Source organism: Streptomyces sp. NPDC096012 (genome assembly GCF_040426375.1).
In the GTDB taxonomy this organism is placed as follows: Bacteria; Actinomycetota; Actinomycetes; order Streptomycetales; family Streptomycetaceae; genus Streptomyces.
In genome coordinates this window covers 1-22,786 of sequence record NZ_JBEOTD010000067.1, presented here as the reverse complement: position 1 = coordinate 22,786, position 22,786 = coordinate 1, and the positions used below count along the sequence as shown (strand labels likewise).

19 protein-coding genes and 1 pseudogene are annotated in these 22,786 nt (G+C 72.4%); 6 read left to right on the top strand and 14 right to left on the bottom strand.

What is annotated here, in order from left to right; all coding sequences use genetic code 11:
- Positions 1–79: 79 nt before the first annotated feature.
- Both ABVB68_RS35325 and ABVB68_RS35320 read right to left on the bottom strand, forming a co-directional pair.
- Positions 80–2,275, bottom strand: a complete 2,196-nt coding sequence (locus ABVB68_RS35325; RefSeq protein ID WP_353605308.1) for an MMPL family transporter — start codon at positions 2,273–2,275, stop codon at positions 80–82.
- Positions 2,276–2,547: 272 nt separating this feature from the next.
- Positions 2,548–3,171, bottom strand: a complete 624-nt coding sequence (locus ABVB68_RS35320) for a histidine phosphatase family protein (RefSeq protein WP_353605307.1) — start codon at positions 3,169–3,171, stop codon at positions 2,548–2,550.
- Between the two features lie 399 nt (positions 3,172–3,570).
- Here ABVB68_RS35320 and ABVB68_RS35315 point away from each other — a divergent pair, with 399 nt between their 5' ends.
- Entirely contained in the window at positions 3,571–4,398 is an 828-nt protein-coding gene (locus ABVB68_RS35315) for a hypothetical protein (protein WP_353605306.1), read from the top strand.
- A 375-nt stretch (positions 4,399–4,773) separates the two neighbouring features.
- On the opposite strand, the gene ABVB68_RS35310 is transcribed toward ABVB68_RS35315, so the two are convergent.
- Positions 4,774–5,733 (bottom strand): GlxA family transcriptional regulator, encoded by a 960-nt coding sequence (locus ABVB68_RS35310; protein ID WP_353605305.1) that lies wholly within the window; start codon positions 5,731–5,733, stop codon positions 4,774–4,776.
- A gap of 141 nt (positions 5,734–5,874) precedes the next feature.
- Here ABVB68_RS35310 and ABVB68_RS35305 point away from each other — a divergent pair, with 141 nt between their 5' ends.
- On the top strand, positions 5,875–6,174 hold the full coding sequence (locus ABVB68_RS35305) for a putative quinol monooxygenase (RefSeq protein ID WP_353605304.1): 300 nt from the start codon (positions 5,875–5,877) through the stop codon (positions 6,172–6,174).
- 67 nt (positions 6,175–6,241) lie between these two features.
- Here ABVB68_RS35305 and ABVB68_RS35300 read toward each other — a convergent pair whose 3' ends face one another.
- Both ABVB68_RS35300 and ABVB68_RS35290 read right to left on the bottom strand, forming a co-directional pair.
- Positions 6,242–6,964 carry an FAD binding domain-containing protein gene (locus ABVB68_RS35300; protein ID WP_353605310.1) on the bottom strand — a complete coding sequence of 241 codons (723 nt, stop codon included), beginning with the start codon at positions 6,962–6,964 and terminating at the stop codon, positions 6,242–6,244.
- A gap of 559 nt (positions 6,965–7,523) precedes the next feature.
- The gene (locus ABVB68_RS35290; protein ID WP_353605303.1) at positions 7,524–8,588 is read right to left on the bottom strand and encodes a YihY/virulence factor BrkB family protein; all 1,065 of its coding nucleotides are present in this window, start codon (positions 8,586–8,588) and stop codon (positions 7,524–7,526) included.
- Positions 8,589–8,673: 85 nt separating this feature from the next.
- On the opposite strand from ABVB68_RS35290, the gene ABVB68_RS35285 reads away from it, so the two are divergent.
- Complete coding sequence (locus ABVB68_RS35285) at positions 8,674–9,264, top strand: YdeI/OmpD-associated family protein (RefSeq protein ID WP_353605302.1); 591 nt, start codon at positions 8,674–8,676, stop codon at positions 9,262–9,264.
- A 184-nt stretch (positions 9,265–9,448) separates the two neighbouring features.
- Here ABVB68_RS35285 and ABVB68_RS37105 read toward each other — a convergent pair whose 3' ends face one another.
- On the bottom strand, positions 9,449–9,526 hold the full coding sequence (locus ABVB68_RS37105) for a 50S ribosomal protein bL37 (protein ID WP_467258484.1): 78 nt from the start codon (positions 9,524–9,526) through the stop codon (positions 9,449–9,451).
- A gap of 239 nt (positions 9,527–9,765) precedes the next feature.
- On the opposite strand from ABVB68_RS37105, the gene ABVB68_RS35280 reads away from it, so the two are divergent.
- Positions 9,766–10,242 carry a GreA/GreB family elongation factor gene (locus tag ABVB68_RS35280; RefSeq protein ID WP_353605301.1) on the top strand — a complete coding sequence of 159 codons (477 nt, stop codon included), beginning with the start codon at positions 9,766–9,768 and terminating at the stop codon, positions 10,240–10,242.
- Between the two features lie 301 nt (positions 10,243–10,543).
- On the opposite strand, the gene ABVB68_RS35275 is transcribed toward ABVB68_RS35280, so the two are convergent.
- From ABVB68_RS35275 to ABVB68_RS35260, 4 genes are all read right to left on the bottom strand, one after another.
- Positions 10,544–13,090, bottom strand: coding sequence for an ATP-dependent Clp protease ATP-binding subunit (locus ABVB68_RS35275; RefSeq protein WP_353605300.1), 2,547 nt, complete (start codon positions 13,088–13,090; stop codon positions 10,544–10,546).
- A 348-nt stretch (positions 13,091–13,438) separates the two neighbouring features.
- Positions 13,439–13,816: an NUDIX hydrolase gene (locus tag ABVB68_RS35270; protein ID WP_353605299.1), complete on the bottom strand. Its 378-nt coding sequence runs from the start codon at positions 13,814–13,816 to the stop codon at positions 13,439–13,441.
- Positions 13,817–13,916: 100 nt separating this feature from the next.
- A complete protein-coding gene (locus tag ABVB68_RS35265) occupies positions 13,917–14,798 on the bottom strand; it encodes a diacylglycerol kinase family protein (protein WP_353605298.1) in 882 nt (293 codons plus the stop codon).
- Positions 14,799–14,832: 34 nt separating this feature from the next.
- Positions 14,833–16,425, bottom strand: coding sequence for an FAD-binding oxidoreductase (locus ABVB68_RS35260; protein WP_353605297.1), 1,593 nt, complete (start codon positions 16,423–16,425; stop codon positions 14,833–14,835).
- Positions 16,426–16,544: 119 nt separating this feature from the next.
- Here ABVB68_RS35260 and ABVB68_RS35255 point away from each other — a divergent pair, with 119 nt between their 5' ends.
- Together ABVB68_RS35255 and ABVB68_RS35250 are read left to right on the top strand one after the other, a co-directional pair.
- On the top strand, positions 16,545–17,144 hold the full coding sequence (locus ABVB68_RS35255) for a TetR/AcrR family transcriptional regulator (RefSeq protein ID WP_353605296.1): 600 nt from the start codon (positions 16,545–16,547) through the stop codon (positions 17,142–17,144).
- Complete coding sequence (locus ABVB68_RS35250) at positions 17,141–18,724, top strand: glycerol-3-phosphate dehydrogenase/oxidase (protein ID WP_353605295.1); 1,584 nt, start codon at positions 17,141–17,143, stop codon at positions 18,722–18,724. Before ABVB68_RS35255 ends, ABVB68_RS35250 begins: the two co-directional genes overlap by 4 nt.
- 13 nt (positions 18,725–18,737) lie before the next feature.
- On the opposite strand, the gene ABVB68_RS35245 is transcribed toward ABVB68_RS35250, so the two are convergent.
- From ABVB68_RS35245 to ABVB68_RS35230, 4 genes and pseudogenes are all read right to left on the bottom strand, one after another.
- On the bottom strand, positions 18,738–20,192 hold the full coding sequence (locus ABVB68_RS35245; protein ID WP_353605294.1) for a WGR domain-containing protein: 1,455 nt from the start codon (positions 20,190–20,192) through the stop codon (positions 18,738–18,740).
- A gap of 441 nt (positions 20,193–20,633) precedes the next feature.
- On the bottom strand, positions 20,634–21,599 hold the full coding sequence (locus tag ABVB68_RS35240; protein ID WP_353605293.1) for a threo-3-hydroxy-L-aspartate ammonia-lyase: 966 nt from the start codon (positions 21,597–21,599) through the stop codon (positions 20,634–20,636).
- Between the two features lie 38 nt (positions 21,600–21,637).
- Entirely contained in the window at positions 21,638–22,315 is a 678-nt protein-coding gene (locus ABVB68_RS35235) for a helix-turn-helix transcriptional regulator (protein ID WP_503006530.1), read from the bottom strand.
- A gap of 98 nt (positions 22,316–22,413) precedes the next feature.
- A pseudogene (locus tag ABVB68_RS35230) lies at positions 22,414–22,554 on the bottom strand (antibiotic biosynthesis monooxygenase); the annotation flags it as partial.
- Positions 22,555–22,786 lie beyond the last annotated feature (232 nt).

The window sequence follows — 22,786 nt, the reverse complement described above, 5'->3', positions numbered from 1 at the left end:
CCGGGGGGCCGGGGTGGGGGACGGGGCCGTTCCGCCGGGCCCGGAGGGGGTCCGGCGGAACGGCCCGGGAGCGCCGGCGCTAGCTGCGACGCCCGGCCGGACCGTGGGCGGCCGAGTCGAGGTCGTCGCCCCCGGGAGGCCGCCCGGAACCGCCGGCGGTGGTACCCGGATCGGCCGTCGGCGTCTGGATCCGGTCACCGTGCCCCGGCCACCATGCGGCGTGGCCGATCAGCGCGGTGAGGCTCGGGGTGAAGAACATCGACATGACGAACGCGGCGACGGCGATGCCGAAGGAGACCGCGAAACCCATCTCCGTCAGCAGCGAGTTGCCCGCGAGCATCATCGTGGCGAAGGTCGCCGCCAGGATGAAGCCGGCCGCCGCCACGGTCGGTCCGGCGTGCCGCAGTGCCATGCCGGCCGCCTCGCGGGGATCGCGGCCCTCCCGGGCCTCCTCCCGCAGCCTGGCGATCATGAGGATGTTGTAGTCGGTGCCGATGGCTACCACGAAGAGATACATGATCACCGGGAGCATGAACATCAGGCCCGAGTGCCCCTGGGCCCCCTGGAAGATCCATACCGTGGCACCGAGGGTGGCACCGAAGCCGAGGCCGACCGAGGCGATGAGGTACCAGGGGGCGACCACGCTGCGCAGCAGCAGTCCCAGGATGACCATGATCAGCAGAGCGGCGACGGGGAAGACGGTCCGGTAGTCGTGGTTGACCGCGGTGTGGATGTCCTTGAAGATCGAGGACATGCCGCCGACGAGGGCCTCGGTGCCGTCGGGGGCGCCGGAGTGGGCGACGTCGCGCACCCGGGCCACCGCGTCGATCGCCTCGTCCGTCGACGCCTCGTACTTGAGCGTGACGGTGAAGTCCGCTGTGGTGCCCTCCTTGTTCACCTGGGTCATACGGGCGTTCGCCACTCCGTCCACGGACCCCAGCCGCTTCGCGTAGGCCCCGAAGGAGGCCTGGTCCAGCGGCTTGCCGTCGGTGCTGGAGAGATAGACGTCGGTGGGTGCCGCGGCGCCCGCCGAGTACGCCTTCTGCATCTCGTCCTGGACGACCATGGACTCCTTCGTCTTCGGCATGGAGCCCGAGGCGAGATCGAAGGTGGCGTTGAAGCCCAGGGTGCCGAGCGACAGCACGACCAGGACCAGTCCGGACAGGACGGCGGTCAGTGCCGGGCGGCGCTGCACCCCGCGGCCGAGGGCGGCGAAGCGGGCGTTCTCCGGTTCCTTCTGCCAGGACTTGGAGGGCCAGAACACCTTCGGCCCGATGAGGGAGACCACGGCCGGGATCAGGGTCAGGCCCGCGACCAGGGTGACGGCCACGGCGATGGCGAGCGCGGGACCCATCTGCTTGAGGAAGCCGAGCGTGGAGAGCACCAGCGCGAGGAAGGCGATGATGACCGCGCCCGCGGCGGAGGCGATGGCCTCGCCGACCCGGCCGACCGCGTTCACCATGGCCTGCTTCGGTTCGTCACCGGCGCGCAGCCGTTCGCGGTAACGGAACATCAGGAAGAGGAAGTAGTCCGTGCCGACGCCGAACAGCACGACGATCAGGATCGACGAGATCGAGCTGTTGGCCTGGAGGTCGAAGAGTTTCGTGGCGTACGCGATGAGCCCGTTGGCGATGGCCGACACCAGGCCGATCAGGATCAGCGGCAGCACGGCCAGGATCGGCGCCCGGAAGATGATCAGCAGCGTCACCAGGATGATGACGAACGTGCCGATGCCGATCAGCGCCTGACCTCGCTTGGACGAGTCCTCCTGGTCGAGGGCCTGCGCGGCGGAGCCGCCGAGCTTGACGTCGAGATGCGTGCCCTTGGCCAGTTCCCTGACGTCCGCACGCAGCACTTTCGCCGCGTCGACCTGTTTGGGCTGGCCCGCGTTCCTGCTGTCCATCTGCACCAGGGTCAGGGCGTACCTGCCGTCCTTCGACGGCTGGCCGGGGACGACCTTCTGCACCTGGTCGATGTGTTTGCGGCCCAGTTCGGAGGTGATCCGGGCGACGTCCTTCTTGTCGGCGCCGGTCAGCCTGCCGCCGTCGGTGCGTGCGTACAGCGCGATCGCGGACGGTGTGAAGGCGCTGGGGAAAGCCTTCTCCTGGAGATCCGCCGCTTTGATGGACTCGTAACTTCTGGGCAGGAAGCTGCTCTCGTCACTGTTCGAGGGCAGACTCGGAGCGGTGGCCACGATCGCCACGGCGGCGATGAGCCAGGCCACTATCGTCCACACGGGATGTCGGACGACGGTGTTGCCTATTCGTCGGAACATGCGGAAGGTCCTCCTGGAAAGGAAGATCACCGCAGCCCGGGGAGCGGTCCCTGGCATCGGCGACCCCGACCGGCACGGGTCGAACGCGCCGGTCTGACGGATTACTTGGCCTCACATCGTATGTGACCCGGCGTGCGGGCCGGTCGTTGCGACGTGCGACTCCTGCCTCGTGCCCGATCACCGGCCGAAGATGCCGCCGGGTCCGGCCCCGCCCCGCCGGCGGAGGCCGACTCCCCCGTCCCCGCCTGACCTTGACCCCCCGCTTCGGGTCCTCACGCGGTCAGCTCGGGCGGGAACCCGGTCCAGCGCAGCTCGGGGGGCAGGTGTGCCATGTCGTTGTAGAAGAGCACGGAGGCGGCACGGTCGGGCGCGTAACGGATGACCGTCAGTGCGGCGTTGCCGTGGTTCAGCCCCATCCAGCGCCAGGCCGGTGCGTCCATGGCGTCTCGGACGAGCCATGCGATGAGGAAGTTGTGCGTCACGACCAGTTCGTGCCGGGGTTGGTCACCGCTGACCGGCCCCGTGAAGCGGGCGAGCGCCTCCTGGGCCAGGGCGGGCCCCTTCTCGCGTTCCTCGGCCGGGAACCCGGCGAGCCTGTTCAGCATGGCGTCGGCGAACTCCGGCGGAAGTTCCTCCCTTGCCGGCAGGTGGGGCAGGTAGTCACCGGCCGCCTCCGAGCGGTGCAGGGGTACGCCGTCCAGCCGGTCGCCGATCAGCCGCGCGGTCTGCTCCGCACGCGGCAACGGGCCGTGGTGGACGACCGAGAGAGGGCTGCGGCGAAGCCGTTCACCCAGGAGTTCCGCCTGACGGCGGCCGGTGTCCGTCAGACGGCTCTCGTCCGGCGAGGCTTCGCCGTGCCGCGCCAGGTACAGGTAGCGAGGGGCAGTTCCGGGCATCGGTTCCTCCGTCGACGTTCTTCACGATCTTGGGGTTGACGGGACAGACGCCACCGCCGTCGGCTTGGTTCCCCACCGCGGACCACCCGGCCCCGAGAGGACATGCGCGACACGGATCGCCCGGGGTGTGCCACATGTGTTCGGTGTGGGTGGACGAGGTTCACCCTGGTCGCTCGGCCGGGACACACATACAAGTGAATGTGCGAGACGTGTTCGCGGCAGGACCGGGGTGAAAGCCCGGTGAACTGAACCAAGACGAGGGTTCTGTGGGCTGAACCAAGGGGAAACAGGCCTACCGGCCCGTATGATCCGGGTACCGGGCACCCAGTACCCCACTCCCGCTCCCTGTGCGCCGCAATGGGCCGACGGGGACGCACCATGATTGCGAATGGAGGACACATGCCTGAAAGCACCGTCCCCGCCACCGAGTTGACCTCGCAGTATGTCAACCAGGTGACCGGCGACCTGGAGCAGAACGTCAAGGAACAGGAACGCGTCACGGCGGAAATCGCCGGGCTGCAGGAACAGTTGGCGACACTGCAACGCGACCACGCCATCCTGGTGAGCATGCGGCAGGCGCTCGGCGTCGCCGCCTCGGTCGGCACGGTCGCCGAGCCCGAGAGCCCGGTCGTGCCCTCGCCGCGGAAGAAGTCCGCACCTGAGGCCGGCAAGCGCCGGGCGGGCCGGACGGCGACGGCCGAGAAGACCGGGGCCAAGAAGCCCGAGCCCCCGAAGCCCGCAGCCACCAAGCCCGAGCCCCCGAAGCCCGCAGCCACCAAGCCCGAGCCCCCGAAGCCCGCAGCCACCAAGCCCGCGGCCAAGAAGTCCGAGCCCGCGAAGGCGGAGACCACACACGCGCAGACCAAGAAGGCCGGCCCCGCGAAGGCCGGGGCCGGGACGGGGGCCGCGAAGAAGGCGGTGGCCAAGCCCGCGGCCAAGAAGACGGCCACCAAGGCGGCACAGCCGACGCTCGTCGAACTCGTCCGCGGTCACCTGGGGGAACAGAGCGAACCCCGCTCGGCGGCGGAGGTCGCGGAGGCGCTGGTCAAGGCCCATCCAGACCGGGAGATCCAGACCAAGGTCGTACGCACCACCCTGGAGAACCTGGTCGCCAGGAACGCCGCGCAGCGCACCAAGCAAGGCACCTCCGTCTTCTACACGGTCCCCGGCTCGAAGGAGCCGACGGCTGCCGGTGCGGACCGGGCGGAACCCGTCGCTGCCGGATAGGCGGGGTTCCCGCCGGGCGGCATGCCCGGACCAGCCCGCGGACACCGGCAGGCGGACCGCGGCCGCCGCCGGGCCCGCACCTTCACCGCCGCCGGCGGTCCAGACGGGTCAGGCCGCGCGGGAGTGGTCCCCGTCGGCGTCGTACGGTGTGCGCTCGACGGCCGGTGCGGTGCTGCCGTCCAGTACGGAGCCGGGGGGGGCACCGCCGCCGTGCGCGTCCTGCGCCGTTCGCGCGGCGAGTGACCCCAGGCGCCGCGGAACACCCGGCTGACGTGCGCGGGGTTGACGAGGCCCCGGCACTGGACGACCGCCGACACGGCGGGCGGAGCGCAGCCGCCGCCGGCCGGCTCCCGGGCACACTCCCCACTGTTCGCGTCACCGCCCGCGCAGGCCCCTCGCCGTCTCTCCCGTGCGTTCGCGCAACAGGATCCGCAGCGTGTTCGCGTGCTCGTAGCCGACCTTGCGCGCGATGACCTCCAGCGGAAGGTCCGTCGTCCGCAACAGATGCGAGGCACGCTCCACGCGCAGGTCCCGCACGAAGCCGACGGGCGACGTGCCCAGCGTGCGGCGGACGGCCCGCTGCAGCGTGCGCTCGCTGATCCCGAGGGCCCGCGCGCCCTCGGCGATCGAGATCGGCCGGTCCAGGTGCAGACGGGCCCACCGTTCGAAGGCCGCGAGCGTCGGATCGCTCTGGGCGAGTGCCGCCGAGATGGTGTACGCCGCCTGCGACGGCCGCTCGTCGACGACCAGATGGCGGGCGACCAGCTCGGCCAGGACCGGGCTGGTCATCCGCACGATCGCGAGGGCCAGGTCGACGTGCCCGAAGGCGGCGCCGGCGGTGGTCACGCCCCCGGAGCTGGTGACCATGCGGGTCTCGTCCAGCTGCACCGCCGGGTAGCGCTTGCGGAAGTACGGCGCCAGCCACCAACTCGTCGTGGCGTTCAGGCCGTCGAGGACTCCCGACTCGGCCAGCAGAAAAGTGCCCGTGCAGGCGGATGCGACGGGAGTGCGGCGTTCACGCGTCGCGGCGACCAGACGCCGTACGGGCGCTGCGGCCGGACCCGACACATGGGCGAGCAGGGCGTCGGGCCGCCGCTGGGCCAGTGCGGGCACCAGCAGCAGGTCCGCGTCGTGCGCCGAGCCGACCGGGGCGGTCTCGACCGTGTGCCCGGCGCCCGTACGGACCCGCCTGCGGAAACCGATCGTGGTGACCCGCAGGGCGGGTGGCGGCTCGGGCAGCTCCTCCCGCAGGGCGTTCGCCCCGTCCAGCACATCGAGGAGGGCGGCCAGCCCGGAGTCGAAGACACCGTCGTAGGCCAGCACAGCTATGTCCATGACGGAAACGATATCGAACACGTCGTTTCCGACACCGGGTGGGCAGGCTCCGGCGGCTTAGATTCACAGGTGTCCGGACGAGATCCGGTGCCCGGTACCGGCACCGCACCTTTCACGACTGACACCTCACAGGAGTGCATCATGACGAAGCTCGGACTGCTGGCCCGCATCGAGGCCAAGCCCGAACACGCCGACGCGGTCGAGGCACTGCTGCGTGACGCGTTGCAGCTCGCGCAGCAGGAGGACGGCACCATCACCTGGTTCGCGTTCCGGCAGGGCCCCACCACCTTCGGCATCTTCGACACCTTCGAGGACGAGCAGGGCCGGCAGAGTCACCTCCAGGGCAGGATCGCGGCCGCGCTCATGGACGCCGCCGGCACCATGCTCAGCGAGGCCCCGGACATCCGTCCCGTGGACGTCCTGGCGGTCAAGCTGCCCTGATCCCGGGTGGAGCGGGTGGCGGGCCCATCGACTCGCCTCCCTGCGGGCCGGCCGGCCCGCCCTCGTGTCAGGAGCCGGCGCGCGCCTGGAGAAGAGCGGTGACCTGGGGGCCGACGACCTCCCACGCGGCTGCCGGCAGGTCACCGAGCGGCGTCTCCCGCAGGGCGTGCAGGGCCTGTCCGGCGTCGGTGTCGCAACCGGTGCCGCCGCCGTACACGTCGTAGCCGTCCCGCACGGCGACCTGCAGCCGCTCACCCGTGTCGTCGTCGGCGTGCAGGGCCGAGGCGACGACGAGCGGCGGCGGTCCGCCCGCCTCGGCGGGGAGTTTGCGGTACGCGGAGGCGACCGGTGTACGCCAGTGGAGGCTGAGCAGCACGGGGCGCTTGGCCACCACCTCGGCCAGGTCCGTCTCGTGGACGCCGTCGGACTCCAGCACCCTCGCCCGGGCACGCAGGACCAGCGCCGCGGGCAGCAGACAGCGCAGCGTGCTGCCCACGAGGTTGCCGCCGACCGTCGCCGTCCGCCGTACGGCGCCGGTGCCCACCGTGGCGGCCGCCAGACGCAGTACGTCGGGGACCCGGCCGTCGATCCGGCTCAGCACGACGGCGGACCCCAGGGTCTGCCGCTCGATGACGTTGGCCTCCGGCAACTCGCGGAAGGACACGGCCCGTTCCGGGAAACCGTCGCGTTGCCAGGTGGCCCAGACGAGGGTCGCCCCGCCGATCGGCACGGCACCCTCGGCCAGACACTCACGCGCTTCGGACACTGACGTGGGCAGACGCAAGAGCACGGCGCCGGACCTGCCTTCCTGAGGAGTCGGGCCACGGGCGGACGGGGTGTCGGCCACCGCCTCGCCGAGAGTCGCAGTCTTCTCGCACAGGCGGGGGCGCGTCCAGGGCTCACAGGAGAACGCCATGCGCCCCCGCGAGCCGGGACGGGCGACGACGCCGTGCGGGACGCCCTCCCCCAGGCCGAGGGCGTCCACCACCCGGGGCCCCCGCCGATGCGCCGGGCGATGTCCATGGCATCGCCGACGTGGCGTGGTGACACGGCGGTGCGCTCATCACCGTCGCCGGCACCACGGACAGCGTCGTCGGCCTCGTCGGCGGGCCAAGCACCTCGTGTGCGCCGGTCGCCGCCGCCGACCAGGCCATCAGACCGGAGGCCGAGCGCTTCGGCACGACGCGAGCCGGCGCGACCGTGCCGGAGCTGGAGGGCGCGCCCGGCGGACGAGGCACCGCGCTCGACGGGTGAGGCGCACTCCGGGTGGGCGTCCGGCGGGACGCGCGTGTGCTCACCCCGCGCCGTGCCCCTGGCTCATCCCGTGCCGGCCGGGTACGCGGCCGCGGTCAGGTCCCGTTCAGTCGGCGTACGTCCTCCTCGTCCCACTTCCTGGTGTCGCGCGGCTGGGTGTAGGGCTCGGCCTGGGGCGGATGCCCGCCGGCGACGGCCCGCTGGCGTACCGTCTCCGCGTCGAACTCCAGACCCAGCAGGATCGCCAGGTTGGTGATCCACAGCCAGACCAGGAAGACGATGACGCCCGCCATGGTGCCGTAGGTCTTGTTGTAGGAGGCGAAGTTGGCGACGTAGAACGCGAAGCCCCCGGAGGCGACCATCCAGATCAGCAGGGCGATGACACTGCCCGGGGTGATCCACTTGAAGCCCTTGACCTTGGCGTTCGGGGTGGCCCAGTACAGGATCGCGATCATCACGGTGATGAGGACGACCAGGACCGGCCACTTCGCGATCGACCAGGCGGTCAGTGCCGTGTCGCCGATTCCGAGGGCCTGTCCGGCCCGGCGGGCCAGGCCGCCGGTGAAGACCACGATGAGCGCGCTGGCCACGGCGAGCACCATCAGCACCACTGTGACGCCGAGGCGCACGGGGAGGATCTTCCACACCGGGCGGCCCTCGGGCATGTCGTAGACGGCGTTGGCGGCGCGGATGAAGGCCGCCACGTACCCGGAGGCCGACCACAACGCCAGCACGATCCCGACCAGGGCCATGACGGAGCCCACGCCCGCGCTGTTCTGCAGTTGCTCCACGGAGCGGGTGATGATGTCGCGCGCGGAGCCCGGGGCCAGCTGCCGGACGTTGGCCAGCAGCCTGTCGGTGGTGGACCTGCCGGCCATGGCCAGCAGGGAGACCAGCACCAGCAGCGCCGGGAACAGGGCGAGTACCCCGTAGTAGGTGAGCGCCGCGGCCCGGTCGGTCAGCTCGTCGTCCTGGAACTCGCGCAGCGATCCCTTGAGCACCGCGACCCACGCCCGCCCGGGCAGTTTCGCCGGGGTGTCCGGCGCCGCGCGCTCGACCTGCCGGTCGGGCCCGGCATCCTCGGGAGCCGGCACGCGTGCCGCCGGGTCCGCGTCGCCGTCTCGGTGCTTTCGGTGCCCTGGAAGATGCAGCTTCGCCATACCGTCCCGGGTATCCGCGCCGCACCGCCTCAAGCCCTCGACCGGACGGTTGACCCGGTTCGGGGGTGGGTTTTCAATGAGGGCCATGTCAGAGGGCGCGCGGAAAGCGGCGGATCCGGTCATCTTCCTCGCCACGCGGGACGCGTGGGAGGAGTGGCTGGAGGAGAACCACGCGGACGTGCCGGGGGTCTGGTTCCGCATTCCCCGGAAGGGCTCGGGACTCGACGGCGTCGACTACGCGCAGGCTCTGGAGTCGGCGCTGTGCTACGGCTGGATCGACGGGCAGAAGAAGAAGCTGGACGAGCGGTCCTGGCTGCAGCGCTTCACGCCGCGGCGACCGGGCAGCAGGTGGTCGAAGGTGAACCGCGAGAAGGCCACGGATCTGATCGAGCGGGGTCGGATGCGCCCCGCCGGGCTGCGCGAGGTGGAGCGGGCGAGGGCGGACGGCCGGTGGGAGGCCGCGTACGCGGCGCAGAGCGAGGCTACGGTCCCCGACGACCTGCGGGCGGCACTGGACGCGGCACCGCAGGCCCGCGACTTCTTCGCCACCCTGGACAGTCACAACCGGTACGCGATCCTCTACCGGGTGCAGGACGCCAGGAAGCCGGAGACGCGGGCGGCCCGCATCGAGAAGTTCGTGGCCATGCTCGCCGAGCGGAAGAAGCTCCACCCCTGAGATGTGCGTCGTCCGTCGCTGGGACCCGGGTGGCGCGGGGCGGCCGCCGTCGCACCCGGTGCGGACACCGGTGTGCCCCGGCGCCGGGGGCGGCGGGGCACGAAACACCGGGACCGGCAGCCCGGCGGGGCGGGTACCAGCCCCCTGCCGGCCGCAGGAGACGGGCACGGCGTGCGGTGATCGCTCAGGACTGGGGTCGGCGTCCGTGATTCGCGGCGTGCTTGCGGCGCGACTTCTTCTTGCGGCGTCGCTTCGAGGACATGGGAACCTCCCGGCGGGAACGGTCGACGGACATCCGGGCTCGGCGGAGCGTCCCGACACCCGGGCAACTGCGGCACGAACACCGTATCTCCGGACGTTCCGCACCTCTACCGGAGACGGCCGAAAGCGGGAGGGTCGCGCCGACGGTCCGGCTCGCACGGGCACACCTGGCTACCATGATGCGGAATGCCGGATTCATGATTTTCGTCCGGCTGTTCCGTCCCCTTCGGAGGAGCAGACATGACCGGTCACCCCGAACCGATCAGCGCCGAGGCGCGGCGCGCGCTGGAACAGGAGCTGGCCGACCTGGACGACGAGCGCCGGCTGGTCGCCGGGACCTTGCAGGACACCACCGACGCGGGTGACGAGGCGGATCAGGCCGACGAGTTGCAGCGCGCCGACCAGCTGGACCGCCTGAACCGCCGGATCGGCGACATCACGGACCGGCTGCGGCAGGCCGAGCATGCCGGACCGGCTCCCACCGACGTCGTCGGCGTCGGCAGCACGGTCAGGGTCCGCTTTCCCGACGGTACGCAGGAGACGCTGCAGGTCGGCGAGGCGGCGGAGGCGCTGGACCAGACGCTGGTGACCGCCGACAGCCCGCTCGGCCGCGCCCTCCTCGGGCGCCGTCCGGGCGACTCGGTGCACTACGACACACCGGACGGACACGCCTCCGCGGTCGTGGTGTCGATCGGGGACGACGCAGAGGGCGAGTGAACCGCGTCGCCGCACAGCAGAGTTGGCGGCGGTCGACGGCGCCGGTCCTCCGACCGCCCCGCCCGCCTCGCGTGACCGGGTTCGCCTCTCCGGCCGCGCCGCCTCGCCGGCCCTGCTCGATTCCCGCCCACGTCATCTCGCCGGCCCTGCCCAACCCGACGTCCGCGTCACCTCGCCGGCCCTACTGGACTCCCCGCCCGCGTCACCCCGCCGGCCCTGCCCGATCCGCCCCGATTGGACGTCCGCGCCCCCCTCGTCGGCCCTACCGGACTCCCCGCCCGCGTCGCCTCGTCGGCCCTGCTCACCTCTCCGTCCGTGCGGCGCCGCCTGCCTCGGTCGCCGCTGCGGCCTCAGGCCGTTCGCCGGAGCTGTCCTTGCGCACGATGCAGTGCAGCGAGTCGCCCACCACGTCGGCGACGATCGTGTCCCCCGGGTCGGCCTCGCCGCCGAGGAGCAGGAGGGCGATGCGGTTGTCGAGTTCCGCCTGGATCGTGCGGCGCAGTGGCCGGGCGCCGAACTCGGGCTGGTGTCCGTGCGCGATGAGGAGCTTCTTGGCGGCCTCCGTGACCTCCAGGTGCAGACCCTGGGCGCGCACCTTGCGCCTGCTCCGCTCCAGCAGCTGGTCGGCGATCCGGTCGAGGTCGTCCCCGGACAGGGCGTGGAAGATGATGATGTCGTCGATGCGGTTGAGGAACTCCGGCAGGAACCGGGACCGCAGTTCCTCCATCAGGGCGTCCTTGAGCTCGGACACATCGCCCTTGTGGTCGAGGATGCGGTGCGCGCCGATGTTGGACGTCATGATGATGACGCAGTGCCGGAAGTCGACCGTACGGCCCTGGGCGTCGGTCAGGCGGCCGTCGTCGAGGATCTGCAGCAGCGTGTTGAAGATGTCCGGGTGGGCCTTCTCCACCTCGTCGAACAGCACCACGCTGTAGGGCTGCCGGCGCACCTTCTCGGTGAGCTGGCCCGCTTCCTCGTAGCCGACGTATCCGGGAGGGGCGCCGACGAGGCGGGCGACGGTGTGCTTCTCCTGGAACTCGCTCATGTCGAAGCGGATCATGCGGTCCTCGTCGCCGAAGAGGAGGGAGGCGAGGGTCTTGGCGAGTTCCGTCTTGCCGACGCCCGTCGGGCCGAGGAAGAGGAACGACCCCACGGGACGGTTGGGGTCGCCCATGCCCGCCCGGTTGCGGCGCACGGCCTGGGCGACCGCGGTGACGGCCTCGTCCTGGCCGACGATCCTCGCGTGCATCTCCTCCTCGAGCCTGAGGAGCTTCTCCTTCTCGCTGGCGGTGAGTTGGGAGACCGGGATGCCGGTGCGGCGGGACACGACGTCCGCGATGTCGGCGGCCGTGACGGAGACGACGCCCTCGCGGCGCTCCTCGATGCCGGCCAGTTCGCCCTCCAGCTGGGCGATCTCCCGCTTCAGAGCCGAGGCCTTCTCGAAGTCCTCGGCGGACACGGCCTGTTCGAGTTCCCGGCGGCGCTCGGCGATGTGGTCCTCGCGGCTGACGATCTCGGTGGAGCGGCCGGCACTGCGCAGGCGCACGCGGGCGCCCGCCTGGTCCAGCACGTCGATCGCCTTGTCGGGCAGGAACCGGTCGGTGATGTACCGGTCGGACAGTTCGGCGGCGGCCACCAACGCGGCGTCCTCGAAGCGGACCTGGTGGTGCGCCTCGTAGGCGTCGCGCAGGCCCTCCAGGATCTGCACCGTCTCCTCGACGGTGGGCTCCGGGACCATCACGAGCTGGAACCGGCGCTCCAGGGCGGCGTCCTTCTCGATGTACTTGCGATACTCGTCGATGGTCGTGGCGCCCACGACCTGCAGTTCGCCGCGTGCGAGTGCGGGCTTGAGCATGTTGCCCGCGTCCATGGCACCCTCGCCGGTCGCGCCGGCGCCGACGACGGTGTGCAGTTCGTCGATGAACAGGATGATCCGGCCGCTGGCCGCCTGGACGTCCTCGATGACCTTCTTCAGCCGTTCCTCGAACTGTCCGCGGTACTGCGCCCCGGCCACCATGCCGGACAGGTCCAGGACGACGACCCGCTTGTTCTTCAGGCTCTCGGGCACTTCGCCCGCCACGATGCGCTGGGCCAGCCCCTCCACGATGGCGGTCTTGCCGACGCCCGGTTCGCCGATGAGGACGGGGTTGTTCTTGGTGCGCCGGGACAGGATCTCGACGGTCTGCTCGATCTCGTCGGACCGCCCGACCACCGGGTCGAGTCTGCCCGCCCTCGCTTCCTCGGTCAGATCCCGCCCGAACTCGTCCAGTGTCGTGGCCGGCGTCTTGCGCTCCGCCGCGGGTGTGTCGCCGCGGGCCGTCTGTTCGGCCAGGGCGGCGATGCGCTGTGTGTCCACTCCGTGGGCCTGCAGCAGCCGGGCGGCTGCCGTGTCGCTGTCACCGAGGAGCGCGCCCAGGATGTGCTCGGGCCCGATGTAGGACACACCGGCGGCCTGCGACCGTGCGTAGGCGGCGCCCAGGGTGCGCTTGGCCGCCGGGGTCAGGCCGGGTTGCGCGGACGGCTCGCCGGCCACGCGCGGCAGGACCTCGACGATTTCGGAGGCGAGCTCGTCGGGGTCGACGCCCACCTGCATGAGCAGCCTGCGGGAGGGCTCGACCTGGGTGGCCGCCCAGAGCAGATGTTCGGTGTCGAGATCGGTCGCGCCGTCCTCGACGGCGCGCCGGGCGGCCAGGTCGAGCAGTTGCTGCGACGACTCCGTCAGCAGCCGGCCGATGGGCACACGCTGCACCGCGGGTGGCGAGGACGCCGGTGACATGCCGAAGAAGCGATTGAACAGCTCATTGAACGGATCCTGGGAACCGTACGGAGCACCGAACGACATCGACATGACAGCTCCTGGTGCGAGGAAGTCCGCGAGGGGGTCCGTACCTCACTGAACCCCGGCGCCCAGTGCCTCGCAAGCGGAGGCCCGGGGCCCTGGTCGGAGCGCGGGCTCACGGCCGGGGCGCGTCGGGAAGGCCGCCGGGGAAGGTGACGGTGGGCACGTGGAAGAGACAGCCCGTGACCGGGATCGAGAAGCCGGGTCGGCATGGCCCGGCGCTACCGAATCAGCAGGTCGGGCGCCCGGACCGGCGTGCGCGCGGTGGACGCGGGCCACGCCTGCGGGGGCCGCCGGGACACAGGAGGAAGCGCGGGCACGCTGCCGAAGTCCGCCCGGTGACCGCCGGGCGCGTGCTCACACCGGTGTGTGGCCCTCCAGATACGTGCGCACGGCCGGCGGCAGCGTGGCGCCGGCGGTCCGAGCGATCGGCGTCCAGCGCACCTCCTCCGGGGCGAGGCGTGCTCCGTCCGACGGTGCCTCGCTGAGCAGTTGGCACACCACCGCCGCCGCTCCGTCGGGCCGTGCGCCGCCGTGCGGTTCCAGGGCCCTCGTGCCGTCGACGAGGTATCCGGTGAGTTCGTAGACGACGCGCGCGGCGGTGGCCGTCGCCGACTCGGCCGGCTGCGGTCCGCCCGACGGCAGTTGCCAGCCGCCGTCGCCCCGCACCAGCAGCAGCCGCCCGTCGTACAGAACGACCGCCCGCACCACGTCCACGGCGTGTTCCGGCGTCATGACCGCCCGTCCTCCCCTGATCACCCGACAGGTTCCCTTCCCCTACCCAGGGGCGAGCGCTGGCGCACCTTCGACGAGGGCCCGGAGTCCCGGCGCGTGGTCAGTACAGCACGGGCAGGTCTGCCGGGCGCACCCGCAGCGTGACCGGCAAGGTGGCCTCCACCTCGCCGTCGGCGCCGTAGGGCACGGGCCGGCCGGCCTCGATCCGCAGTTCCTTGCCGCGCAGGACGCGCACCTCGGGACGCCGGACGTGGGCACCCGTCCTGAGTTCGTTCATGAGCGTGAAGAAGAGGCGGCGCGGCGCCTCGCGGATCATCACGACGTCGAGCAGGCCGTCGTCGACCCGTGCACCGGGGGCGATCAGGCGCCCGGAACCGTAATAAGGGGAGTTGGCGGCGACGACGGTGTAGCCGCGATGGGTGTGCACCTCGCCGTCGACCGTCACGCGGTAGTCGGCCGGGCGCCAGGCGGTGACGGCACGCAGGCCGCCCGCGTAGTAGGAGGCGGAGCCGCGCAGCAGCCGGGCCTGGTTGGCGTACCGGTTGGCCTCCGCGTCCACCCCGGCGTAGACGCTGCCCAGGACCACGGTGCGCCGGTGGACGGCGGACTCCACCTCGATGGTGTCGACCGCCCTGGGCTCGGCGTGCAGCAGGACGCGGGCGAGCGCGGCCGGGTCGGACGGCAGGTCGAGGGCGCGGGCGAAGTCGTTGCCGCGGCCGGCGGGTACCAGGCCGAGGACCGTTCCGGTGCCGCTGAGCGCGCCGCCGATGCCGCCGGCGATGCCGTCGCCGCCGACGGCCAGGACGATCCGGCCGCGCTCGCCGGCCCGGAGCGCGATGTCCTGGGCGTGGGCGAGGCTGCGGCTGTACTCCGTCTCCAGCTCCGCCCCGGCCTCGCGGAGCAGACGGCCCAGCTGGAGCAGCGTCGCCGCCCCGGTGGAGCCGCCCGCGGTGGGGTTGACCACGGCGGTGAACTGTCGCATCGGTGTGCCTCCGGGGCAGGCGGATCTGGTGGGGTCAGTCGGTGGGCAGCAGGACGCCGGGGTTGAGCAGGCCGTCCGGGTCCAGCCGGCGTTTGACGGCGCGCAGCGCGGAGACACCGAGCGGGCCGGCTTCGCGGACGTACCAGTCGCGGTGGTCGGTGCCGACCCCGTGGTGGTGGGAGATGGTACCGCCGGACGCCAGTACGGCCTCGTTGGCCGCCTCCTTGGCGGGCGTCCAGTGGGCCACCGGGTCCTCGCCCTGGGCGCTGACGACGGTGAAGTAGAGCGAGGCGCCGTTCTCGTACACGTGGGAGATGTGGCACATCACCAGCGGCGGGGTGCCGGCCTCGGTGAGGGTGTCGGTGAGCGCGGTGCGTACGGCCGTGTACAGCTCGGGGATGCGGGACCAGAAGGCCGCGGTCTCCAGGGTCTCGGCGAACGCGCCCGCGTCGAGCAGGGCGTCGCGTAGGTACGGCGCGGAGTAACGGCCGCGGGCCCAGCGTTCGCCCGGTTCGGTTCCGGCGGGGGTGCCGCCGCAGGCGGTCAGGACGGCCGCGGCCTGCTCGCGGCGCTGCGCGGTGTCCTCCGCGGTGCCCTCGTAACCGGCGATCGCCAGGCAGCCGGCGCCCCCCTGCGTCAAGCCGGCGCCGATCGCGTCCGGTTGGGCCAGGCCGATCAGAGTCTCGGTCTCGTCGGACAGGCGCAGTACGGTCGGCCGGGGCCCGTCCTGGGCGAGTGTGCGCAGTGCGGCGGCGCCTTCCTCGAACGAGCCGAACCGCCAGCCCTCGTAGACCCGCGCCTGCGGCACCGGGCGGATCCGGACGGTCACGGAGGTGATGACGCCGAAGGCGCCCTCCGAGCCGAGGATCAGCTGGCGCAGGTCGGGTCCGGCGGCCGAGCGTGGGGCGCGGCCGGTCTCGATGGTGCCCTCGGGGGTGGCGAGGGTCAGGCCGAGCACCATCTCGTCGAAGCGGCCGTATCCGGCGGAGGCCTGCCCGCTGGAGCGGGCGGCGGCGAAGCCCCCGATGGTGGCCCATTCGAAGGACTGCGGGAAGTGGCCGAGGGTGAAGCCGTGTTCCGCGAGCAGGGCCTCTGCCTCGGGGGCGCGCAGGCCGGGCTGGAGTACGGCGGTGCGCGAGACGGGATCCAGGTCCAGCAGGCCGCTCAGGCGGCGCAGGTCGAGGGCGACGAAGTCACCGCGCTCGGGGGCGAGTCCGCCCACGACCGACGTGCCGCCGCCGAAGGGGACCACGGCCAGGCCGTGTGTGCGGCAGGCGCGCAGCACGGCGAGGACCTCGTCGTGGGTGGCCGGCAGGACCACGGCCTGGGGGACGGCGCAGAGGTCGCCGGCGCGCAGTCGCAGCAGGTCCGGGGTGGACTTGCCGCGGGTGTGCCGGATGCGGCTCTCCCCGTCCGTGCGGACGTGCTGCTCGCCGCCGACGGCCTCGGCCAGCGCCTTCAGTGCGGCGGGGTCGACCGTCGGGGCGGGCGGGCTGATGTCCTCGAGGGTGAGCGCGGGGCCGGTGCGCGGCTTGACACCCAGCAGGTCGCGCAGCAGTCCCGCCACCGTGCCGGGCAGCGGTGCCGCCTTGGCGGGGTCGCCCCAGCCGTTCCACAGCATGTCCATTGAACGGTCGTCCTCACAGATCGGTGTGCTCGGTTCGCGCGGCGGCTCCGCGGTCGTGCCCCGGGCGGTGCGGGCGGTCCCGGCTTCCGCCCGGCGCCCGGCGCGTTACACTGTGACACATGACGCCTATTCGTCACAACGGTTCGGACAGTGATCATGTGCTCGACGCGGTGCGCGACTGCGTCCTGGCCGTCGGGGTGCGCCGCACCACCCTCGCCGACGTGGCACGCCGCGCCGGCGTCTCCCGGATGACGCTGTACCGGCGCTGGCCGGACCTGCGGACCCTGGTCGGCGACCTGATGACCCGCGAGTGGATCGACGTGGCCTCCCGCGCGATCCCCGAACCCGCGCCCGGTACCAGCACCCGCGCCCGGATCGTCGACGGACTGGCGGCCGGGGTCGAGGCGTTCCGCGCGCACCCGCTCTTCCGCAAGATCGTCGACGTCGACCCGGAACTGCTGCTCCCCTACGTCCTGGACCGCCGCGGAGCCAGCCAGGAGGCGCTGCTCGCCCTGCTGGCCGATGCGCTGCGCGAGGGGCACGCGGACGGGTCCGTACGCCCCGGCCACACCGAACGACAGGCCCGCGCCCTGCTGCTGACCGTGCAGTCCTTCACCCTGTCCCTGCGCACGATGACCGACGAGGACGATCCGGAGCTGGACTCCGCCGCCTTCCTCGGCGAGTTGCACTCCCTCCTGGAGAGGATCCTGACGCCATGAGCCGCAACGAGGCCGCACCCGGATCGTCCCTCGGCGCGGCCCGGCGCGCCCGCGAACTGGCCGAGGCGGCGGACGGCGGGATCGCCGACGTCCTGGTCGTCGGGCTCGGCGCCACCGGGGCCGGGGCCGCCCTGGACGCGGCAGCCCGCGGCCTGGACGTCGTCGCGGTGGACGCCCACGACCTGGCCTTCGGCACCTCCCGCTGGAGCTCGAAGCTGATCCACGGCGGGCTGCGCTACCTGGCCTCGGCGCAGTTCGACGTGGCCCACGAGAGCGCGGTCGAACGCGGGGTGCTGATGACCCGCACGGCACCGCACCTGGTGGGCGCCCAGCCGTTCGTCCTGCCGCTGACCCCGTGGGTGTCCAGGGCCCAGGCCTCGCTCGCGTGGGCCGGGTTCCGGGCCGGTGACATGCTGCGGCTGGCGGCCCGGACGCCGCGGCAGGTGCTGCCCGCCCCGCGCCGCCTGTCGGCGACGGAGGCGCGGCACCTGGCGCCGGCGGTGCGCGCGGCCGGCCTGCGCGGCGGACTGCTGTCCTGGGACGGCAAGGTGACCGACGACGCCCGGCTGGTGACCGCCCTCGCCCGGACGGCCGCCTCGCACGGCGCGCGGGTGCTGACCCGGGTCCGGGTGCTGGAGCTGACCGGGACCGGCGCCCGTGTCCGCGACGAACTCACCGGCGAGGAGGGGGAGATCAGGGCCCGGGCCGTGATCAACGCCGCCGGGGTGTGGGCGGGCGGCCTCGTCGACGACGTCCGGATACGGCCCTCCCGCGGCACCCATCTGGTGCTGCGCTCGGAGCGGCTCGGCGCCCTGCCCGCCGGTCTGCACATACCGATCCCCGGGGAGACCAACCGCTTCGTGCTGGTGCTGCCGCAGGGCGACGGCCGGGTCTACGTCGGCCTGACCGACGAGCCGGTCGAGGGCGGGATACCCGACGTGCCGGAGGTCCCCGAGACCGACATCGGTTTCCTGCTGGACGTGCTCGGCTCGGTCCTGGACGCGCCGGTCACCCGGGACGAGGTCGTCGGCTCCTTCGCGGGGCTGCGACCCCTGCTGGACACGTCCGCGCCCGGGAGCACCGCGGGCGCGGCGCCCCGCACCTCCGACATCTCCCGCCGGCACGCGGTGCTGACCTCACCGGACGGCGTCACGACGGTCGTCGGGGGCAAGCTCACCACCTACCGGCGGATGGCACAGGACGCGGTCGACGCGGCGGCCGGGGCGCGGGGCCTGAGCACCGCCCCCTCCCCCACCGCCGCGCTGCCGCTGGTCGGCGCCGCCGCACCGGAAGCGCTGCGCACGCTGCCCGCGCCGCACCGCCTGATCCGCCGCTACGGCACCGAGGCCCCGGCGGTGCACGCGCTCGCGGCGCACGACCCCGCGCTGGCGCGGCCGGTGCTGCCGGGCCATCCGGTCACCCGCGCCGAACTGCTGTGGGCGGTCCTGCACGAGGGCGCCCTGGACGAGTCGGACCTCCTGGACCGGCGCACCCGCATCGGCCTGGTCCCGCACGACCGGGCCGAGGTGCTCGCCGCCGCGCGGGAGGCACTGGACCGGGCGGCGACCGCTCGGTCCTGAGGCCGGGGTGCCGTCACAGCAGGCGGCGGATGTCGCCGCGGACGCGGTAGAAGCCGCCCGACGCCGGGTGCAGGGCGTCCACGACGTACCGTGCGCCGGGCTCGCGTATCGCTCGCGGGAACTGGACGTTCCAGGAGGACTCGTAGCCCTCGGAGACCACGTGCACGCGCAGGCGGCCACCCGGCTCCTGGACGCACTCGACCACGATCGCGCCGGCCGGAGCGTGGGCGACGGCGGCCACCGCGGAAGCGGCCGTGGCAGGCGCGTAGGCCGGCAGGGCGGCCGCGAGCTTCACGTCCCGCACGACCGGCACCGTGCCCTGCTGGGCCGCCGAGACGGCCGCCTCGCTCGCGTCCACGCACACCAGGGAGCCGTCCGTGGTCACCAGGTACAGGCGCTCGTCGCGGTACTGCATCGACAGCGCCGAGCCGCCGCCCGTGCCGAGCTTCCACAGACGCCTGCCGTCCTGGTCGAAGCAGTACACGGACGAGGCCGCGTCACCGGCGAAGACGAACCGCCCGCCCGGTGAGGTGGCGCACGAGTACACCGCGCTGTCGCAGGCGTAGGTCGCCTCGATCACGCCGGTCGCCTTCGACAGCCGCTGCACCGTGTGGCGCGCGGTGCCCGCGTACACGGCGGAGTCCTCCTGCCAGCCGAAGAGCACACCGCCACGGGTGGACGTGTGCCACAACTCGCCGCCCCCGTCCGGGGCGTAGGCGGTGACGCCCGCCTGGTGGCCGTGGTAGACGGCCCGGTCGTCGGCGCGGACCATCCAGGCGTGCTCGCCCCGGCTGCGGCGGGACCACTGGTGCTCGTCCTCGTGGTCGATGACGGTGAGCCTGCCGTCGCGGTCCGAGACGTTCAGGACGCCCTCGTGGATGTCGAGCCAGAAGATGTCGACGGCGGCGGCTATGTCGTAGGCCGCGAAGGGCAGTTTGGCGGAGAGGTCGTAGACCTTGCCGTCGTCGCAGCCGGCGTAGATCCAGAAGTCGTCGGCGACCAGGCACTTCACCCCGTCCGGCAGGCTGAACCGGGCCAGCACGGCGCCCTCGTGGTCCAGGGTGTAGACGTCACCCGCCTGGTTGCCCACCCAGCAGCGCTCGTCGTCGACGTGGATGCCGAACGCGGCGGAGCCGGTGCGGAACCGCCACAGCACGGGTGCGACGGCCCGCGCGGTGGACGGGGCCGAGCTGACCTGACGGCGGGTCACCGCGCGCGGGGCCCGCTGCCCCCGGACGGCCGGGGCGTATCCCCTGCGGACCTTCTCCCCCACTTTCCTCGCGGCGGCGGCCCGCGCCTTCTCCACGGTCGGGAACGTCGTCGTCTGGGTCTGCCCCGCCGCGCCGATCCGCCCGTACCGCACCGTCACCATCTGGCCGTCGACGGTGATCTCGTAGAACTTGTGGGCGCCGCCGCCCTCCTGCGACAGCTCCAGATACGTCGTCGACACCGCGGACGCCGTGGACATGGCAGACCCCTCCCCAGGACGGACCCGCGGCGGTTCCCGCAGGTCCTCACTGCTCGAACCGTAAGGGGGGCCACTGACAACGGCTCCCGCGCAGGCGCCGGGGACACCGGCGATCCCGCCCAGGCGCCGGCCACGGCGAGCTGGAACCGGAGCGAACCGATGCCGAGTCATGGCAGGGCCGTGCCGGCGAACTTCGCACCGACCGCTGGGTCGGAGGACAGCGGTCTTCTCACTGACCAGGACGCACCATGGTCGCTGGGATCAGAGCGCACGCTGGTAGCGAAGATCCGTGAGCGTGATCTCGTCGCAGACGTCGTCTCGGCCGCACCGCGTCGGCTTGTCAGCCGGCCTGCTCGTAGAAGCGCCGTGCTCGTCGGTTGTCACGGAGACGCCACGAGGCCGCGGAACCGGTCGCGCCGGTCGGCGCCACGGCACGGCCGGTCAGCCGCCGACGAGTTGAGCGAACCGCTCGGTGTCGATGTTGCCGCCGGAGGCGATGACGCCGATGCGGGCCGGCAGGTCGAGGCGGCCCGCCAGGAGCGCTGCGAGACTCGTGGCGCCGCTCGGTTCGAGGACGATCTTCAGGCGCTCGAAGGCGAAGCGCATGGCGCTGATGATCTCCGCGTCACTGACCAGGGTGACGGCGTCCACGAGGCGCTGGTTGATCTCGAAGGTGATCTCGCCCGGGGTGGACAGGGCCTGCCCGTCGGCGATGGTGCGCGGAACCGGCACGGTGACGCGCGCACCGCTTTCCAGCGAGCGCTTGGTGTCGTCGCCGGCTTCGGGCTCCACGCCGATGATCCGCATGCCGGGCTGCAGCGCCTTGGCCGTGACGGCACTGCCCGCGATGAGCCCGCCACCGCCCACGGGTACGACGAGCGCGTCCAACGGCCCCGTCTCCGCGAGGAGTTCGAGTGCGGCGGTGCCCTGGCCGGCGATGACGTGGGGATGGTCGTAGGGCGGGATGAGGGCCAGACCGCGGTCCTCGGCCAGCGCCTCGCCGAGCGCGGTGCGGTCCTGGGTGTAGCGGTCGTAGGTGACGATCTCGGCCCCGTACCCGGCGGTGGCCTCCCTCTTGGAGCGGGGGGCGTCCTCGGGCATCAGGATCACCGCGGTGGTGCCGAGTTCGCGGGCGGCCAGCGCGGTGGCCTGGGCGTGGTTGCCGGAGGAGTAGGCGGCGATGCCCTTGGCGAGCTGCTCCGGGGAGAGCCGGGCGGCCGCGTTGTAGGCACCGCGGATCTTGAAGGCCCCGACGCGCTGGAAGTTCTCGCACTTGATGAACACCTCGGCGCCGACACGGGCGTTCAGGGTGCGGGAGGTGAGGACGGGGGTGCGGTGGGCGACACCTTCGAGGCGCGCGGCGGCCTCACGGACGTCGTCGAACGTTACGGGCAGGGCGGCGGCCATGGTGGAATCCTCTTTCGGCTCTCCGGTGTTTCGCTGCTTCACTTCGCGTAGTTGTAGACCGTCGCCCGGGAGACGCCGAGCAGATCCGCGATGGTCCGCGCCGCTTCGCGCGAGTCGAAGTAGCCGTCCCGGCGGAGCTGCCGGACGAGCGCCTTCTTGTCCTCCCGGCTCAGCGAACGGGGAGTGGCGGCCCGTCGGGCGCACCACTCCTCCACCACCTCGCGCAGCTCCCGGGCGGTGCGGTCCCGCAGCGTCTCCAGCGGCCGGTCGCGGTGCTCGGAATCCGTGGCCACGAGGTTCGACAAGGTCAGTGTGACGGGGGACAGCACGGAGATGTCGAGGTTCAGGCAGAGCGCCGCTATGTACTCCCCGGCGGCGTTCTTGATGCCGATGGACGTGCTCTTCGCCGGGCGGCCGTCGGGAAAACGGTTGGGGTAGTTCTGGATGACACCGGGGTAGGCGGGGTCGGCGATCCGGGCGAGCCCCAACTCCGTTGCCGAGTCACCGATCTGACGGTCCGACAGGTTGTTCTCGATCACCCGGATCGCATGCTCCGGGCGCCGCAGGTCGTGCAGCACCACCTCACACAGCCCCGGGAACATACGGCCCAGGGCGACGGCGATCTTCTCCGCTTCCCGGACGAGGTGTTCGTCCTCGCCCGTGCAGGCGGACCCACCTTGCCGCCCCGGCAGCACGCCGGCCCCCGGATCGCCCACGCGCGCCCCCTTGGACTGATTTTCCAACTCTGGACGAGAAGGCTAAGCCACCGGCCGTCCGGCCACAAGGGGCAGCGGGCGCACGGGCACGGCGGGACCTAGGCTCGCGTGAACCCGTGACTCCGCTCCACTTTCGCCACATGCAGCGTGTAGCTCTGGTACCACTCGGCCTGCCCACGCTGTTGCGCCGCGCGGTGCTCGGCGTTGCACCGCCACTCCGTGAGGGCGTCGGCGTCCCGGCTCTCCCTCAGTTCCCGGAAACGGTCATGCGCCCAGCGGCTCGGAGAACGGGGCAGGGGGCATGGATCCCGGGGCGAAACCTGCTTCTCACGGCGCTGGGCCGCGTATTGAGCCGTGATCAACTGCCTGCCACATAAGACGTCGTCTCATTTGGAGAGCTGGGTAGTCTGCCCGCGTGGTGATGGTCGAGCGCATGGTGCCGGACGAGTTGTGGGAGCTGTTCGAGCGGGT